The 16,607-nt window shown below is 69.5% G+C and carries 18 protein-coding genes; 8 read left to right on the top strand and 10 right to left on the bottom strand.

The window, feature by feature from the left end; translation table 11 throughout:
- Positions 1-56: 56 nt before the first annotated feature.
- On the bottom strand, positions 57-1,895 hold the full coding sequence (thiC, locus tag OHS57_RS19490; RefSeq protein WP_328582816.1) for a phosphomethylpyrimidine synthase ThiC: 1,839 nt from the start codon (positions 1,893-1,895) through the stop codon (positions 57-59).
- Between the two features lie 210 nt (positions 1,896-2,105).
- On the opposite strand from thiC, the gene OHS57_RS19485 reads away from it, so the two are divergent.
- The gene (locus tag OHS57_RS19485; protein WP_328582815.1) at positions 2,106-3,470 is read left to right on the top strand and encodes a YibE/F family protein; all 1,365 of its coding nucleotides are present in this window, start codon (positions 2,106-2,108) and stop codon (positions 3,468-3,470) included.
- 33 nt (positions 3,471-3,503) lie between these two features.
- On the opposite strand, the gene OHS57_RS19480 is transcribed toward OHS57_RS19485, so the two are convergent.
- From OHS57_RS19480 to OHS57_RS19465, 4 genes are all read right to left on the bottom strand, one after another.
- Positions 3,504-3,938 (bottom strand): SsgA family sporulation/cell division regulator, encoded by a 435-nt coding sequence (locus tag OHS57_RS19480; protein WP_328585109.1) that lies wholly within the window; start codon positions 3,936-3,938, stop codon positions 3,504-3,506.
- Between the two features lie 98 nt (positions 3,939-4,036).
- The gene (locus OHS57_RS19475; RefSeq protein WP_078863529.1) at positions 4,037-4,807 is read right to left on the bottom strand and encodes a helix-turn-helix domain-containing protein; all 771 of its coding nucleotides are present in this window, start codon (positions 4,805-4,807) and stop codon (positions 4,037-4,039) included.
- Positions 4,808-4,934: 127 nt separating this feature from the next.
- Entirely contained in the window at positions 4,935-5,156 is a 222-nt protein-coding gene (locus tag OHS57_RS19470) for a DUF5326 family protein (RefSeq protein ID WP_041987290.1), read from the bottom strand.
- A 146-nt stretch (positions 5,157-5,302) separates the two neighbouring features.
- Complete coding sequence (locus tag OHS57_RS19465) at positions 5,303-5,620, bottom strand: cupin domain-containing protein (protein ID WP_041987293.1); 318 nt, start codon at positions 5,618-5,620, stop codon at positions 5,303-5,305.
- A gap of 14 nt (positions 5,621-5,634) precedes the next feature.
- On the opposite strand from OHS57_RS19465, the gene OHS57_RS19460 reads away from it, so the two are divergent.
- From OHS57_RS19460 to OHS57_RS19445, 4 genes are all read left to right on the top strand, one after another.
- Complete coding sequence (locus tag OHS57_RS19460) at positions 5,635-6,015, top strand: phage holin family protein (RefSeq protein ID WP_041987296.1); 381 nt, start codon at positions 5,635-5,637, stop codon at positions 6,013-6,015.
- A 60-nt stretch (positions 6,016-6,075) separates the two neighbouring features.
- A complete protein-coding gene (locus tag OHS57_RS19455) occupies positions 6,076-7,224 on the top strand; it encodes a cystathionine gamma-lyase (RefSeq protein WP_328582814.1) in 1,149 nt (382 codons plus the stop codon).
- Between the two features lie 193 nt (positions 7,225-7,417).
- Positions 7,418-8,314, top strand: coding sequence for a LysR family transcriptional regulator (locus tag OHS57_RS19450; protein WP_328582813.1), 897 nt, complete (start codon positions 7,418-7,420; stop codon positions 8,312-8,314).
- A gap of 52 nt (positions 8,315-8,366) precedes the next feature.
- Positions 8,367-8,846: an NUDIX domain-containing protein gene (locus OHS57_RS19445; protein WP_041987303.1), complete on the top strand. Its 480-nt coding sequence runs from the start codon at positions 8,367-8,369 to the stop codon at positions 8,844-8,846.
- 11 nt (positions 8,847-8,857) lie between these two features.
- Here OHS57_RS19445 and OHS57_RS19440 read toward each other — a convergent pair whose 3' ends face one another.
- Positions 8,858-9,502 carry an HAD family hydrolase gene (locus OHS57_RS19440; protein ID WP_328582812.1) on the bottom strand — a complete coding sequence of 215 codons (645 nt, stop codon included), beginning with the start codon at positions 9,500-9,502 and terminating at the stop codon, positions 8,858-8,860.
- A gap of 131 nt (positions 9,503-9,633) precedes the next feature.
- On the opposite strand from OHS57_RS19440, the gene OHS57_RS19435 reads away from it, so the two are divergent.
- Together OHS57_RS19435 and OHS57_RS19430 are read left to right on the top strand one after the other, a co-directional pair.
- Entirely contained in the window at positions 9,634-10,497 is an 864-nt protein-coding gene (locus tag OHS57_RS19435) for a GNAT family N-acetyltransferase (RefSeq protein WP_328582811.1), read from the top strand.
- A gap of 67 nt (positions 10,498-10,564) precedes the next feature.
- Positions 10,565-11,020 (top strand): GNAT family N-acetyltransferase, encoded by a 456-nt coding sequence (locus OHS57_RS19430; RefSeq protein WP_328582810.1) that lies wholly within the window; start codon positions 10,565-10,567, stop codon positions 11,018-11,020.
- A 63-nt stretch (positions 11,021-11,083) separates the two neighbouring features.
- Here OHS57_RS19430 and OHS57_RS19425 read toward each other — a convergent pair whose 3' ends face one another.
- From OHS57_RS19425 to OHS57_RS19415, 3 genes are read right to left on the bottom strand one after another with little or no spacing between them, the layout of a single operon-like run.
- Positions 11,084-12,466: a serine hydrolase domain-containing protein gene (locus OHS57_RS19425; protein ID WP_328582809.1), complete on the bottom strand. Its 1,383-nt coding sequence runs from the start codon at positions 12,464-12,466 to the stop codon at positions 11,084-11,086.
- Positions 12,467-12,475: 9 nt separating this feature from the next.
- The gene (locus OHS57_RS19420; RefSeq protein ID WP_328582808.1) at positions 12,476-13,804 is read right to left on the bottom strand and encodes an MFS transporter; all 1,329 of its coding nucleotides are present in this window, start codon (positions 13,802-13,804) and stop codon (positions 12,476-12,478) included.
- Positions 13,801-14,289, bottom strand: coding sequence for a MarR family winged helix-turn-helix transcriptional regulator (locus OHS57_RS19415; protein WP_041987316.1), 489 nt, complete (start codon positions 14,287-14,289; stop codon positions 13,801-13,803). Before OHS57_RS19415 ends, OHS57_RS19420 begins: the two co-directional genes overlap by 4 nt.
- A 125-nt stretch (positions 14,290-14,414) precedes the next feature.
- On the opposite strand from OHS57_RS19415, the gene OHS57_RS19410 reads away from it, so the two are divergent.
- Positions 14,415-14,981 (top strand): dihydrofolate reductase family protein, encoded by a 567-nt coding sequence (locus tag OHS57_RS19410; protein ID WP_328582807.1) that lies wholly within the window; start codon positions 14,415-14,417, stop codon positions 14,979-14,981.
- 21 nt (positions 14,982-15,002) lie between these two features.
- Here OHS57_RS19410 and dnaB read toward each other — a convergent pair whose 3' ends face one another.
- A complete protein-coding gene (gene dnaB / locus OHS57_RS19405; protein WP_443043081.1) occupies positions 15,003-16,463 on the bottom strand; it encodes a replicative DNA helicase in 1,461 nt (486 codons plus the stop codon).
- Positions 16,464-16,607: the final 144 nt, after the last annotated feature.

Below are 16,607 nucleotides of genomic sequence, written 5' to 3'. Positions count from 1 at the left end.
GCCCCGGGCGGCGCTCAGCCGCAGGTTGAGGGCTTTGCGCTGTCAGTCCTGCGCGGTCAGTCCGCCAGCGGCAGATACACGCGGTTGCCGGCCGCGGCGAACTCCTTCGACTTCTCCAGCATCCCCGCCTCGATCTCCTCGTCCGAAGCCGAGGCGGCCAGATCAGGGGCGAACTGCTCGGCGATGCTGTGACTGATCTTCATCGAGCAGAACTTGGGCCCGCACATCGAGCAGAAATGCGCGGTCTTCGCCGGTTCCGCCGGCAGCGTCTCGTCGTGGAACTCCCTGGCCGTGTCCGGGTCGAGAGCCAGATTGAACTGGTCCTCCCAGCGGAATTCGAAACGGGCGTCGGACAGCGCGTCGTCCCAGTCCTGCGCCCCGGGATGGCCCTTGGCGAGGTCCGCCGCATGCGCGGCGATCTTGTAGGTGATGACACCGGTCTTGACGTCGTCCCGGTCCGGCAGGCCCAGATGCTCCTTGGGCGTGACGTAGCAGAGCATCGCCGTCCCCCACCAGGCGATCATCGCGGCGCCGATCCCGGAGGTGATGTGGTCGTACGCGGGGGCCACATCGGTGGTCAGCGGGCCGAGCGTGTAGAACGGCGCCTCCTCGCAGATCTCCTGCTGGAGGTCGATGTTCTCCTTGATCTTGTGCATCGGGACATGCCCGGGGCCCTCGATCATGGTCTGTACGTTGTGCCGCTTGGCGATCGTGTTCAGCTCCCCCAGCGTGCGCAGTTCGGCGAACTGCGCCTCGTCGTTGGCATCGGCGATGGAGCCCGGCCGCAGCCCGTCGCCGAGGGAGTACGTGACGTCGTACGAGGCGAGGATGGCGCACAGCTCCTCGAAGTTCTCGTACAGGAAAGACTCCTGATGGTGCGCCAGGCACCAGGCGGCCATGATGGAGCCGCCGCGCGAGACGATGCCGGTCTTGCGACGGGCCGTCAGCGGGACGTACCGCAGCAGCACACCGGCGTGCACGGTCATGTAGTCGACGCCCTGCTCGGCCTGTTCGATCACGGTGTCCCGGTAGATCTCCCAGGTCAGCTCCTCCGCCTTGCCGTCGACCTTTTCGAGCGCCTGGTAGAGCGGCACGGTGCCGATCGGCACGGGGGAGTTGCGCAGCACCCACTCGCGGGTGGTGTGGATGTTGCGCCCCGTGGAGAGGTCCATGACCGTGTCGGCGCCCCACTTGGTGGCCCAGGTCATCTTGTCCACCTCCTCCTCGATGGAGGAGGTGACGGCGGAGTTGCCGATGTTGGCGTTGACCTTCACCAGGAACCGCTTGCCGATGATCATCGGCTCGATCTCCGGGTGGTTGACGTTGGCGGGCAGTACGGCACGGCCGGCCGCGATCTCCTCGCGTACGACCTCGGGCGCGACGTTCTCCCGGATCGCGACGTACTCCATCTCCGGGGTGATGTCGCCGCGTCGCGCATACGCGAGCTGGGTGACGGCCTGCCCGTCCCGGCCCCTGCGCGGCTGGCGGGGACGGCCGGGGAAGACGGCGTCGAGGTTGCGCAGCCCGCCGCGCGGGGTGGTGTGCTTGAGCCCGTCGTCCTCGGGGCGTACCGGGCGGCCCGCGTACTCCGCCGTGTCGCCTCGGCTGATGATCCAGTTCTCCCGCAGCGCCGCCAGACCGCGACGGACATCGGTTTCGACTGCGGGATCGGTGTACGGCCCTGACGTGTCGTACAGCGTCACGTCGTTGCCGTTGGTGAGGTGGACCCTGCGGACCGGCACCTGGAGGTCGGGGCGCGAGCCCTGGAGATACCCCTTGTGCCAGCCGATGGACCTTGCGGCCTCGCTCGATTCACTCGAAGTGCCGGATCCGCCAGCGGAATCCGAGCCGTCCGAAGAGCCGGAGGCAGACGTGTGTGCGTCCTGAACGGTCATGAGACCTACTCCCTACGCCGGCATTACCCGGTAACAGGTTCGGCGGTCGGCGCAGCGTGGTGATCCGGGGATACGTCCCAGGGACCACACGGTCAGCGCCCTCTCAGCCCGGTGCTCCGAGCTCCCGCGTGTGCAAAGGCGTCACCACGCTAACCCCGGCACGGGCGTGCTGAACAGAGGGCCCCTCGCGTTCTTGCGATGATCGGGCGCGTGACCTCACCTCAGCAGACCCACGAGCCGGTCGGCCACTCGCACAGCCATGGGCCCGCGGCGCCTGTTTCCCGTCATCTCCGCAAGGTCATCGCGGCGGTACTGATCCCGTTCGCCGCCGCGGTGGTGGTCGGCCTCGCCGTGCTGTGGCCGGGCGGGGCTCCGGCGCACGAGCGGTCCGGTGTCGGCTTCGACCGGCAGACCGAGCAGGGCCGGGTGACACAGATCCATCCGGTCGACTGCAAGGACGTGAACGGCTCCCAGGTCCCCACGACGGACCCGACCGCGCCGGCGAGCGGTGCGCCGTCGACCGGCGAGTGCAAGAAGGCGACGGTCGAGGTCACCTCGGGCAAGGACAAGGGGCGGACCTTCGTGGAGGTCGTCCAGCCGGACGCACCGCGGCAGTTTCACGTGAAACAAGAGGTGGTGCTGGCGTACGCACCGGACGCTCCCCGCGATCTGCAGTATTCGGTGACGGATGTGAACCGCACGTTCCCGCTGGCGCTGCTGGCCGGGATCTTCGCGCTGGCGGTGGTCCTGGTCGGACGGCTGCGGGGGCTGATGGCGCTGGTGGCGCTGGCCGCCTCGTTCGCCGTGCTGACGCTGTTCATCCTGCCCGCGATCCTCCAGGGCTCGAACCCGCTGGTCGTGGCGGTGGTCGGGGCGAGCGCGATCATGCTGATCGCCCTCTACATCTGTCATGGACTGACGGCCCGTACGTCCGTGGCCGTGCTCGGCACGCTGATCTCACTGCTGCTGATCGGACTGCTCGGCTCGGTCTTCATCGACTGGTCGAGCCTGACGGGCAACACCGACGAGAACACCGGTCTGATCCACGGTCTCTATCCCGGGATCGACATGAGCGGTCTGCTGCTGGCAGGCGTGATCATCGGCTCGCTCGGTGTCCTGGACGATGTGACGGTGACGCAGACGTCGGCAGTGTGGGAGCTGCACCAGGCGGATCCGTCGATGGGGCCGCGCGCGCTGTACCGGGCGGCCATCCGGATCGGCAGGGACCACATCGCGTCCGTCGTCAACACGCTCGTGCTGGCGTACGCGGGTGCGGCGCTGCCGCTGCTGCTGCTCTTCTCCATCGCGCAGTCGGGCGTGGGGACCGTCGCCAACAGCGAGTTGGTGGCGGAGGAGATCGTCCGGACGCTGGTGGGCTCGATCGGTCTGGTCGCCTCCGTGCCGGTCACCACGGCGCTGGCGGCGCTGGTCGTCTCGGCGGACCGTACGGAGTCCGTGGACGCAGCGCCCGGATCCGTACCCGGGTCGACGCCTCCCGGGCAGCGGACGGCGCCTCCAGGGCCCCTGCCGGCTCCCTCGGGACACGGCGGCAGGGGACGGCGGCGCAAGAAGTAGCCGGGGCGGCAGCCAGCCGTCAGCGGTCGGCGGTCAGCCCGCGTTCTCCTCGGCCAGGATGCGGCCCAGCGCCTCTTCGAGGCACCCTTCGAAGTCCCCGAGGGCCCGCTCCTGACCGAGCGGGACGAGTCTGTCCGTACGGTCGAGGAAAGCGACCAGCGGCGGCGCGCTCACCCGGAACAGCGCGTGGTCCTCGGCGACCTGGAGCCGGATATGGACGTCGGACAGCTCCTCCGGGGTGGTCGGCGCGATCCGTACGTCGCCGTCCCCGCTGGGGATGTTGATGCCGTCGAGCAGCAGCTCGCGGCCAAAGGTCCAGGTGACGGGTTCGTCACCGGGGAGATGGAAGGTCATCCGTACCGCGTAGGGATCCCCCATCTCGTAATGGAGCTCCACCGGGATGCGGAACGACAGCTCCTCGGAGACGAGGAAGCTCATCAGAACCTCGGCCTGGACCGACTCGCGCATCATGCACCACTCCGGAGTAGATACGGCTGGGAATGATCCCCTTGACCCTCTTGACGCAATCGTGCTCCACGCGCTAGCAGATCACAAGGAGTAATTTTTCAGATACTGATAGAGAAGATTCCCGAGGTCAGCAGCGCGCCGATCTCTCTGCGTAACCGATCGACCGCCGGAAGCAGTTTTTCCTGCTGGCGCAGCGGTACAGATACAGCCACCGTCGCCGCGGTGGATCCGGCCGTGATCGGCACGGCGCCGCAGACCGTGCCGAGCGCGTACTCCTGCCGCTCCACGACGGGCTCCATCCGCTCCAGCGAACCCAGCCGCTCCAGCAGGGCGGCGCGGTCCGGCACGGAGTAGGGGGTGACCGGCGTGACGGGGTGGCGGTCGAGATGATCGAGGCAGGCCGGCTCGTCGAGCTGGCTCAGCAGACACTGTCCGATCGCGTGCGCGTGGCCGGTCTCCCGGAAGTCGGCCCATTCCTCGACCGCGGGGGCGGTGACGCTGTCGGCGACGGATACGAGGTCGATCTCACCCTCGTGGTAGACGGCGAAATACACCGGGGCGCCGATCACGTCGCGCCAGTGGCAGAGCGAGTCGATGATCTTGCTGCGACGATTCTGCACCGCTTCGGCGTGTGTCAGCCGCTGAACGGCGTCCCCGAGTACGAAGACGCCGTTCTCCCTGCGCAGATAGCCCTCGAAGGTGAGGGTGCGCAGCAGGTGGTAGGCGGTGGGCAGCGGAAGTCCGGTCTCGCGGGCCAGCTGCTTGGCGGGGGCTCCGTCCGGATGGGAGCCCACCGACTCCAGCAGACGCAGCGCGCGCTGCACCGACCCGATCAGGGTGGGAGCTGCGGTGGATTGGGCTGTGGCCAAAGGTCATCCCCAGGCGTACTGACTGATGAGAGCCCGCCCGCGGGGCGCGGCAGAGGATTGTCACTCTAGGGGCAGCCCATCCCCAGGAGTGGTTTCCTCCGCGCCATTCCCTCGCGCGGGCTAACGCCTACCAGTCGTCGCGCGAGGACGTGGACGAGGACATGAACTTGCGTACGACGTAGACGAGTCCGCCCACCAGCGCGACCACGATCAGCAGCTTGAACAGGAGCGCGATCACAAACCCGACAATGCTCGCGATCAGGCCACCGAACACGACGAGGACGATCACGGGGACCGCGATCCACTTCACCCACCAGGGCATTCCCGCGAAAATCTCCCGTACCGCCATCGTCCCTACCTCACTTGTCTCGCCGGTTCACGTGTCTCGAACATCTGCCTGACCTCTTCGATGCTAGAGCGGGGGAGGCGCGAACGGGCGTCCCGCGTCCCCGGCTCTCCCCTGATCCAACCCTGAGCCGGGAGTGAGGGTCCAGGTCAGCTCTCCGGCGGAGAGAAGACGACCATGACCCGCAGGTCCTCGGTGATGTGGTGGAACTTGTGCGCCGTCCCGGCCGGCACGTACACGACGCTGCCCCGGCCGACCACCGTCGTCTCCATCCCCACCGTGATCGACGCCCGGCCGCTCACGACCAGATACACCTCGTCCTGCCGGTGCGGCTGCTGCGGATCGCTCGTCCCCGCGTCGAGGGCGTACAGCCCCGCGGACATGTTGCGTTCCCGCAGAAACTGCAGATACGCGCCGTCGTTGGCGGCACGTTCCGCCTCCAGCTCATCAAGTCGGAATGCCTTCATGCCACGATCACACCATGAAGAATTTCGTAGTCAAGACGATCGCCAACGCGCTGGCCCTGGCGGTGGCGATCTGGCTGGTCGGCGACATCACGCTGAGCGGGGACAACACCGGCAAAAGGGTCCTGGCCCTGGTGCTGGTCGCCCTGGTCTTCGGACTGGTGAACTTCGTCGTCAAGCCGGTGGTGAAGCTGCTCACCCTGCCGCTGTTCATCCTGACGCTCGGCTTGATAACCCTCGTCGTCAACGCCTTGATGCTGCTGCTGACCTCTTGGCTCGCGGACCTGCTGAACCTGAGTTTCCACGTCGACGGCTTCTGGGCCGCCGTGCTCGGCGGCCTGATCATCTCGATCGTGTCGTGGGCACTGAACGTCGTCCTGCCCGACGACAACGACTGACCGCCCTCCGCGCCGCCCAGTGACGCGCGGCCGCCAGTGACAAACAGTTGAGGACACACCATGAGCATCGGGGACATCCGAGACATCGGTGACGGCACCCGCTCGGTACGGGCAGGACTGCCCGAGCCCGTCGCCTACGAACCGACCCTGCCGGGCCCGGTCTTCGCCGCCCATTTCCATCTGCCCGGTGAGCCGACGGGCCCGTACACCTACGGACGTTACGACAACCCCACCTGGACCCATCTGGAACAGGCGATCGGCGAGCTGGAAGCACCCGGGCGCCCCGCGCACACCATCACCTTCGCCTCGGGGATGGCCGCCGTCGCCGCGACCGCCTTCTCCCAGCTGCGCTCCGGTGACGCCGTCGTCTTTCCCGACGACGGGTACCAGGCGCTGCCCCTGCTGCACGAACGCCTCCGGGCGACCGGCGTGGAGGTACGGACAGCGCCCACGGGCGGCGACGCCCAGCTGCGGGTCCTCGACGGCGCCCGGCTCCTGTGGATCGAATCCCCCTCCAACCCCGGGCTCGACGTCTGCGACATCCGGCGCCTGGTGGCGGCCGCCCATGAGGCGGGCGCGCTGGTCGCCGTGGACAACACCCTCGCCACCCCGCTCGGCCAGCGCCCGCTCGAACTCGGCGCCGACTTCTCGGTGGCCAGCGACACCAAGGGCATGACCGGCCACGGCGACATCCTGCTCGGCCATGTGACCTGCACCGACCTCGAACTCGCCACCGCCGTACGCGACTGGCGCAAGACCGTCGGCGCCATTCCCGGCCCCATGGAGGCCTGGCTGGCGCACCGCTCGCTCGCCACCCTCCAGCTGCGCGTCGAGCGCCAGTGCGGCACCGCGCTCGTCCTGGCCGAGGCCCTGGCCGAACGCCCCGAGGTGACCGGGCTGCGCTACCCCGGACTGCCCGACGACCCCTCCCACCGCATCGCGTCCCAGCAGATGCGGCGCTTCGGCTCCGTGGTCTCGTTCGTACTGCCCGACGAGGAACGAGCCGAGCGCTTCCTGAACAGGCTCCGGCTGGTCGACAACGCCACCAGCTTCGGCGGCGTGCGCTCCACGGCCGAACGGCGCGGCAGGTGGGGCGGGGACGCCGTGCCGGACGGCTTCATCCGCTTCTCCGTCGGCGCCGAGGACCCGGAAGACCTCATCGCCGACGTACTGCGCTCACTGGACCAGCTGGACAAGCCCCAGGACTGACCCGGTACGCGTGCGCGCCGGTACGGAGCCTGCCGCACATGCCGGACGGTCCGAGCCTCCCCCCTCATGGCTCGGACCGTCCGGGGATCCCGCGCAGCGGCGCAGGGACCACCTGACCAAGGCTAGTTGACTCTGCGTCAGTGTCCAATCACCGTAGCGACAGGTGCCTATCGACATATTTATAGTGCTGGGCATGGACCTGGCACTGCTGCGCACCTTTCTCACCGTGCACCGGGCCGGCTCCTTCACCCGCGCCGCCGCGCTGCTCGGCCTCTCCCAACCGGCCGTGACCGGCCAGATCCGGACCCTCGAACGGCAACTGGGCCGCCCGCTCTTCCTGCGGCAGGCCCGTGGGGTGACGCCCACCACCATCGGCGACGAACTCGCCCACCGGGCGGCGCCCCATCTCGACGCCCTCATCGAGATCGCCGGATCAGGGCTCACCGGGGAGTCCGGCACCACCGGCACCCTGCATCTCGCGGGGCCGCCGGAGTTCACCTCGCTGCGCGCCCTGCCCGCGCTCACCCCGCTCACCACGCAGGGGCTCGCCCTGCGTGCCTCGTTCTTCGACAATGCCGAGCAGACGCTGGAGAGCCTCGCCGCCGGACATCATGATCTGGCCATCGCCACGGCCCGCCCGCACCGCGGACCGCTCACGGCGACTCCGCTCTGCGACGAGGAGCATGTGCTGATCGCCGCCCCGCGCTGGGCGGCCCGGCTCGGCCACAGCGTGCTGCGCGACGGCCATCTCGTCCTGGAACAGCTCCCGGTCGTCGAAGTGCACGAGTCGCTACCGCTCGTCTCCCGCTACTGGGCGGCGGTCTTCGACTCCAAGCCGGCCGCAGCGGGCGCCGTGATCGTCCCCGATCTGCGCGCCGTCCTGGAGTGCGCAGCCGCCGGGGCCGGACTCGCCGTCCTGCCCCGCTATCTGTGCCAAGGCGCCCTGGAACGCGGCGAAGTGGTCGCGCTCCTCGACCCGCCCGTACCGCCGCTGCGCACGTATTTCCTCGTCGCCCGCACCGGCACCCTCGCCCTGCCTCCGGTGGCGCAGGCCTACGAATGGCTGCTGCGCGCGGCGGTGGACTGGTGACGGCACGCCGTCAGGGAGTTTCAGAACCCGGATCTCGGGCCAATCTCTTCCCATGACCGAACGGCCCGTGGTCAAGCGCACCGCACGCGCCCTCCTGCTCGACGGCGACGACCTGATCCTGATCAAACGCACCAAGCCCGGCGTCACGCCGTACTGGATCACCCCAGGTGGCGGCGTCGAGGACTCGGACGCCACTGTCGTCGACGCGCTCCACCGCGAGGTCGACGAGGAACTGGGCGCCAAGATCACCGACGTGGTGCCCTGCTTCGTGGACACCGTGGAGCACATCGCGGCGGCGGGCGTCACCGGCGTCAAGGTGCAGCATTTCTTCGTCTGCCGGCTGGAGTCGATGGACCCCTCGCTGCGGCACGGCCCGGAAATCGACGAGCCGTGCGGCGAGTACGAGATCGTCCGCGTCCCGTTCAGCCGGGTCGGCATCGCCGGCGTCCACCTCGTACCGCTGTCGCTGCGTCACTATCTGGACGGCAACATCGAGGGCGTACGCGCCATGCACGCCCCCGACCTCGGCTGACGCGGCCCGCGCTACGCGCCTGCGGAGCGCACCAGCGCGTAGGCCTCGCGCAGATCACCGCCGGTGTAGGTGTGCGTGGCCAGCCCCGCCAGATGGTGATCCGCGTTCACCGCCACCGCCGTGTCCACCACACGGAAGACCTCGGCGTCCGACATGGAGTCCCCGAAAGCCACACAGTCGGCCAGCCCTACGCCGAACTCGGTGCACAGCCGTCCCGCGATCTCCACCTTGGCCGACGGGTTGAGGATGCCGGCCCGGTCGATCGGCTCGGTGAACGGCAGTCCTGGCCAGCGCGAGCCGTGCGCGGCGTGCGCGCCCCAGTCCAGCAGCCGCTCCACGAAGAAGCCGGGACCGAGCGAGATCACCGCGCAGTAGTCCCCCTGGGCCCGGATCTCCGCCCACACCTCACGGATCCCGGCCAGCCACGGCGCCCCCGCGAACGCGGCGTCCACCTGCTGCGTGGTCAGCTCCGACCACAGCTCCCTGGCCCGTACGGCGAACTCGTCGGGCGCCAGCCCCAGCTGGAGGAACTGGCGTTCCAGCTCGTCGATCTCCGCGCTGACCCCCAACTGCCGCGAGATCTCCACAGCGGCGGCCGAGCCCCGGATCAGCGTGCCATCGACGTCGAACAGATGCAGTCTTCGTTGGCTCCCCATGACTGCCGAGATTAGTACGCGCTGTTCGGCACGGTGTTTCACGTGAAACAGCACGTCGACGCGCGGCGGATCCTGGCCACTTCCGGTAAAGCGGTGGACGAACGATCACTGACTCCGTCAGCCTGAACCCCATGTCGACACCGCTTTCCGCGCTCCCGATCCGGCCGCTGACCATGGGCGATCTCCTGTCATGTGCCGATCTCGCCGAGAACCGGGGGTGGCCGCGCGAGGAACGCAAATGGGGGCTCCTGCTCGCTGCGGGGACGGGATACGGCATCGACGATCCCGATGGCAAGGGCCTCGCAGCCTGCTGCGTGCTGACGTCCTACGGACCGGATCTCGCCGCGATCGGCCTGCTGCTCGTCGCCGAACAGCACGCGCGTCAGGGGCTGGCACAGCGGCTGATGGCGCACGTACGGGAAGCGGCCGACGGGACCCCGCTCTCCCTGTACGCCACCAGTCTCGGTCTGCCGCTCTACGAGAAGCTTGGCTTCACCACTGTCGGCCGCACGGAGACGCTGCGGGGCCAGTGGCAGTCCCCTGAGGCGACCGGACAGGTCCAGCCCGTACGGACCCGCCGGGCCACCGGCGCCGACCTGCCGGCGCTCGTCCGGCTGGACACCGAGGTGTTCGGCGCCGACCGGACCCATCTCGTCACCCGGCTGCCCGCCTTCGCCGACCAGCTCCAGGTGGCGTTCGACGGCCCCAGGATCACCGGATACGCGGCCCGCTGGCCCACCTCGGCCACGGATGTCATCGGCCCGCTGATCGCCCCGGACACCGAAACAGCGAAGGCGCTCGTCGCCGCGCTCGCCGACGGTACGGGCCGCTCGCTCCGTCTGGACGTCGACGCCCGTCACCAGGAACTGCTGGGCTGGCTCAACGAGCGTGGCCTGGAGAGCGTCAAAGGCTGTACCGCCATGACCTACGGTGTCGCGGACCTGCCGGGCGACCGGAGCCGGCTGTTCGTGGTCCTGAACCTGGCCACGGGATAAGCGCGGCGATCCACCCCACCCGATCCGCCTCACCGAAGCCGACGGCGCTCGTCTTAGGCTGAGGATCATGAGCGATCTCGACATACGACCCGCGACCCCCGGCGACATCCCGGCCATCGTCGCCATGCTCGCCGACGACCCGCTCGGCGCACAGCGGGAGTCCCCCGACGACCTGACCCCGTACGCCGCGGCCTACGAGCGCCTCGCCGCCGACCCGAACCAGCATCTGGTCGTCGCCGAACGCCAGGGCAAGGTCATCGGCACCCTCCAGCTCACGGTCCTCCCCGGGCTGTCCCGGCGCGGCGCCGTCCGCTCCATCATCGAGGCGGTCCGTATCCACGCCGACGAACGCGGCAGCGGTCTCGGTACCCGGCTGATCGAGTGGGCGATCGAGGAGTCCCGCCGTCAGGGCTGCCAGCTGGTCCAGCTGACTTCCGACAGCAGCCGTACCGATGCCCACCGCTTCTACGAGCGGCTGGGCTTCACCGCCTCACACGTCGGATTCAAGATGAGTCTCGGCTAGGGACCGCCCCGCCCACCGGGGCGGTGGCCGGGGCGACGTTTCACGTGAAACAGCCCGTCCGTCTCAGCTTCGGAGCCCGCGCCAGCCCTCGGCGTCCATCCCGCCAGGAACCACGTCGGCCGGCTCGTACGGCTCCCGGGTGAAGACGAACGACCCGAGATCGAGATGGCTCACCGAACCGTCCGGTCGTCGGACGGCGCGCAGCGTCTCCCCCGTGTAGTAGCCGTCGAGCCCGGTCCAGCTACCGTCCGTCCCGGCGGCGAACCGGGAACCCCGGCCCGTACCGCGCAGCGGTTGCAGCTCCACGCCGCCGTCGGCCAGCAGCTTCAGCCCGTAGGAGTTCGTCCCCCAGTACCAGGGCCCGGTCAGCGCCAGCAGCTCAGGATCGAACTCCGGCATCGGGCGCCACGATTCGGGAAGCCGTGGCTCGGCGTTGGCGACGATCCCGACGAGGTCGGCGTTGACCGCCCCGATGGCCGGCCCTGAGGTCGCGTTGGAGAGCGTCACGGCGGCGACGTCGTCCTCGACGCTGATCCACAGACAGGCCAGGAAGCCCGGCAACGAACCGGTGTGTCCGAACAGGGACCGCCCGCCGCGCCGGGCGAGCTGTACGCCCAGCCCGTAGCCGCCGTCCCAGTCGCCGGCCTCCGGTGCCACGGCGGGTGTGCGCAGCTCCCGTACGGACGACTCGCTCAGCACCCGCTCGTCGCCCCGGGCGAGCAGACCGGCGAACCGGCAGAGGTCGGCCGCCGTCGACCAGAGCTGGCCGGCCGGTGCCATCAGCCCCAGATCCTCCGACGGTTCGGGCAGCATCACATCGGCCCAGGGGTGCACAGCCCAGCCGCCGGCGTGCGGCGCGACCGGCTGTCCGGTCGTACGGCCCATGCCCAGCGGCGCCAGCACCTCGTCACGCAGCACCTCCTCCCAGGAGGCGCCGCGAAGCCGCTCGACCAGTGAACCGAGCACGGTGAAGCCGGGGTTGGAGTAGTGATGCAGCCGCCCCGCCGGGTTCGTACGCGCACCCTCACCGAGCACATCGCCGAGCGCGGGACGCAGCGTGCCCGGCGTCCTCTCCCACCAGGGCGCGGGCGACTCGGCGCTCAGGCCTGCCTGATGGCTCAACAGTTGGGCGATGGTGACCTCACCCACCGGCGTGCCCGGCAGATGCCTCTCCAGCGGGTCGTTGAAATCGAGCAGCCCCTCGTCGCGCAGCCGCGCCACCAGCACGGCGGTGAACGTCTTGGTGATCGAACCGATCCGGAACTGGGTGTCGGCGTCCGGCGCGTGCCCGTCCACGCAGCTGCGCGCTCCGGTCCACACCAGGTGGCCCGACCGGGCCACCGCGGCGACCAGCGAGGGCGTGCGCCCCTCGGCCTGGGCGACGGCGACGCGGTGCAGCAGGGCTCGTCGGGTGGTGGGCAGCAGCTCTTCGAAAGGTGAGGTCATGGACAAGAACTATCCCGGGGAGCCGGTCCGGTCGACGTCTTTTAGCCCCGGCAGCTCCGTGTCCGGCTCCGTGTCCGGCTGTGTGTCCGCTTCGGTGGCCGGTGCTGCTGGGCTCGGCGTGCGGTAGGCGCGGAGGGAGGAGTTGGTCGCGGCCACGACGCCGACCGCCAGGACGGCTGACAGGCCGCCAACGACCAGAGAGAAGGAGGCCGAGGTGACCGAAGCGAGCAGGCCGCCACGGAAGTTGCCGAGGTCGGGGCCCGCGACGCCGATGACATGTTCCACGGAGGAGACCCGTCCCCGGTACGCGTCCGGGGTCTCCAACTGGACCAGGGCGCTGCGGGTGATCACGGACACGGTGTCGGCGGCGCCTGCGACCGCCAGAGAGCCGAGAGCCGCCCAGAGCGGCCCGGCCAGACCGAAGCCGGCCAGCGACAGGCCCCAGACGGCCGCCGCGGTCAGCTGGACCTGGCCGGCCCGGCGCAGGCGGGTCACCGTGCCGGAGAGCAGCCCTGCGGTGATCCCACCGACCGCGACGGCCGAGAGGAACAGGCCGAGGGTCTGCGGATTGCCGTCGAAGCGGTCCTCGTTGACCAGAGGGAAGAGCGCGATCGGCATGGAGAGCAGCGTGGCGGACAGGTCGGTGGCCATCGAGCCCCACAGCGTGGGCCGGTGCCGGATGATCCGCCACCCGCCGCGCTCCGCCCGCCGCCCGCGCACCGAGGCGCCGCCGTCGGGTCGCATGGCCGGGAGCCGGATCACGGCGAGCATCGCGACCGCTGCGGCGAGGGCCTGTGCGGCATAGGCGGCGGAGAAGTCCCAGCGGGCGATGATGACGCCTGCCAGCGCGGGCCCCGCGAGCATGGCCGCCTGGAAGGAGACGTTGGTCAGCGCGAGCCCGGACGCCACCTGGTCGGCCGGCAGCAGCCGGACCGGAAACGTACGCCGGGCGGGCGCCCCGAGCGCGCCGAAGGCGGTCTCCAGGGCCACCAGGACGAGCAGCAGCAGCACGCTCCGGTTGTCCGTCAGCGCCTGGGCACACAGCCCCGCGGCGGCAAGCAGCTGGCCCGCGCTGGTGGCGCGCACGATCGTACGGCGGTCGACCGCGTCGGCCAGCGAGCCGCCCACCAGCCCGAACAGCACCATCGGCACCCCGGTGGCGAGCCCGATGGCCCCGGTGCCCACCGGACTGCCGGTCAGCTCCCAGACCTGGGCCAGCACCGCCACGTTGGCTATCTGGCCGCCGAGTTGGGCGGCCGAGGTCCCGATCCACAGGTCCCGGAACGGCCGGCTGCTGTGCAGCGGCCGGGTGTCGAGGAACGCACCGCGTCCCCTCATCCCGGCGGCTCGTCGAGGTGGTCAAGAATCCGCTGCCGCATCGACCGCTGCTCCAGCGCCCGCCACAACTCACCGACAACGGCGGTCAGCGCGTACGACGCCTCACCGTCCAGCTCGGCCACAGTGGCGTGAGTGGCCCGCCACTCGGCCTCAAGGAAGGGCACCAACGACCGGCCCCGCTCGGTCAACTCGATCCGCCGCGTACGCGCGTCCGGCCCGGGGGCGGAGGTGACCAGATCCTCCTTGCGCATGGCGGCGACGGTCTGGCTGATCGCGGAGTGCGACCGGTCCAGGGACTCGGCGAGTTCACGAATGGTCAGCGGCCCGGTATGGGCAAGGCGAATCAACGGATACGCAAACCGCGGCCGCACCCCCTCGATGCCCCGCGAGACGTAGAACTGCTCGATCTCGGCATCCATCACGGCCAGCATCTTGTGCAACGCATGCCACGGATCGGGCACCGTCGTGGGATCAGAAGATGTCACAGCGCTAATATAACAGCGCTGCGATAATTATGAGGGCCACCAGGCGAGGCCGGATCGAGCACCGATGAGTTTGCCGCGCCGCGCTGGTCTATACGCCGGACACCCACGGACGGAAGGCTGGCGCCATGCGGAAACTGATCTACGGCATGAACGTGTCCCTGGACGGCTACATCGCCGGGGCCGGCGACGACATCGACTGGAGCGGACCGCCGAGCGACGAGCTGTTCCAGTGGTGGCTCGAACACGACCAGGCCAGTGGGCTGGCGCTGTACGGGCGCAAGCTGTGGGAGGCGATGAGCTCCTACTGGCCGACCGGCGACCAGCAGCCGGGCGCCACCCCGGCGCAGATCGAGTTCGCGCGGAACTGGCGGGACACGCCGAAGGTGGTGTTCTCCTCGACGGTCGACAAGGTCGACTGGAACACCCGCGTGGTCACCGGCGACGCCATCGCCGAGATCACCCGGCTCAAGGCCGAGGACGGCGGCCCGATGACCATCGGCGGTGCGACGCTCGCCGGGGCGGCCATGCGCGCCGGGCTGGTCGACGAGTACGCGGTCGTCACCCATCCGGTCCTGGTGGGCGGCGGCACGCCGTTCTTCACCGCGCTGGACGGCTGGGTGAGCCTGAACCTGCTGGAGACGCGGACCCTTCCCGGCGGCGTGGTCCTGACCAGGTACGAGACGAGGCGCTGAGCAGCAGCACCCACGCGCCGGTCAGGTCTGGGCCATGTCCACGAAGCGGGAGTAGTGGCCCTGGAAGGCCACCGTGATCGTGGCCGTCGGGCCGTTACGGTGCTTGGCGACGATCAGGTCCGCCTCGCCCGCGCGTGGGGATTCCTTCTCGTACGCGTCCTCGCGGTGCAGCAGGATCACCATGTCCGCGTCCTGCTCGATGGAGCCCGACTCTCGGAGGTCCGAGACCATCGGCTTCTTGTCCGTGCGCTGTTCCGGGCCACGGTTCAGCTGCGACAGCGCCACCACCGGCAGTTCCAGCTCCTTGGCCAGCAGCTTCAGGTTTCGCGACATGTCCGAGACCTCTTGCTGGCGGCTCTCCGCCCGCTTCGAGCCGCCCGACTGCATCAGCTGCAGGTAGTCGATGACCACCAGCTTCAGATCGTTCCGCTGCTTCAGCCGGCGGCACTTGGCGCGGATCTCCATCATCGACAGGTTCGGCGAATCGTCGATGTACAGCGGGGCCTGGGAGACGTCCGGCATGCGGCGCGCCAGTCTTGTCCAGTCCTCGTCCGTCATGGTTCCCGACCGCATGTGATGCAGCGCCACCCGGGCCTCGGCCGAGAGCAGACGCATCGCGATCTCGTTGCGCCCCATTTCCAGGGAGAAGATCACGCTCGGCAGGTTGTTCTTGATCGAGGCGGCCCGGGCGAAGTCCAGCGCGAGCGTGGACTTACCCATCGCGGGACGGGCCGCGATGACGATCATCTGGCCCGGGTGCAGACCGTTCGTCAGCGAGTCGAAGTCGGTGAAGCCGGTCGGTACGCCCGTCATCTCGCCGCTGCGGGAACCGATCGCCTCGATCTCGTCGAGGGCGCCTTCCATGATGTCGCCGAGCGGCAGATAGTCCTCGCTGGTCCGCTGCTCGGTGACGGCGTAGATCTCGGCCTGTGCGGAGTTGACGATCTCGTCCACGTCGCCGTCGGCCGCGTATCCCATCTGTGTGATCTTCGTGCCGGCCTCGACCAGGCGGCGGAGCACCGCGCGCTCGTGGACGATCTCCGCGTAGTACGACGCGTTGGCGGCCGTCGGCACGGACTGGACCAGCGTGTGCAGATACGACGCCCCGCCGACCCGGGTGATCTCGCCGCGCTTCACCAGCTCGGCGGCCACCGTGATCGGGTCGGCCGGCTCGCCCTTGGCGTACAGGTCGAGGATGGCCGTGAACACCGTCTCGTGCGCCGGCCGGTAGAAGTCGTGGCCCTTGATGATCTCCACGACATCGGCGATGGCGTCCTTGGACAGCAGCATGCCGCCGAGCACGGACTGTTCGGCGTCGAGATCCTGCGGGGGGACCCGCTCGAAGCCGGGAGATCCGCCGTCCCAGGAGGGACTGTCATGGCCGCGCTCGTGCTGCTCCTCGCGGCCTCGGCCGTCACCGCGCCGCTGTCGGGACACGGGCAGTCGGTCACTGGGACCGGCGTCGGTCCAGGGGTCGTCCAACGGCTCGGGAATGCTCACCGGCCACCTCCTCATGTCCGCTCAACGGACCTCGCCGTGCCACTCTTTCTACGGCACGACACTGACAAAACGAGAGGGTCGTCTCCGGTTCGGGCGCGTCGGACGCTCGCCTACGTTAGGCCCGTC

This window comes from Streptomyces sp. NBC_00370 (assembly GCF_036084755.1).
Taxonomy (GTDB): Bacteria; Actinomycetota; Actinomycetes; order Streptomycetales; family Streptomycetaceae; genus Streptomyces.
Note: the sequence above shows the minus strand (reverse complement) of the source record. Positions and strands in the feature narration are given on the sequence as shown.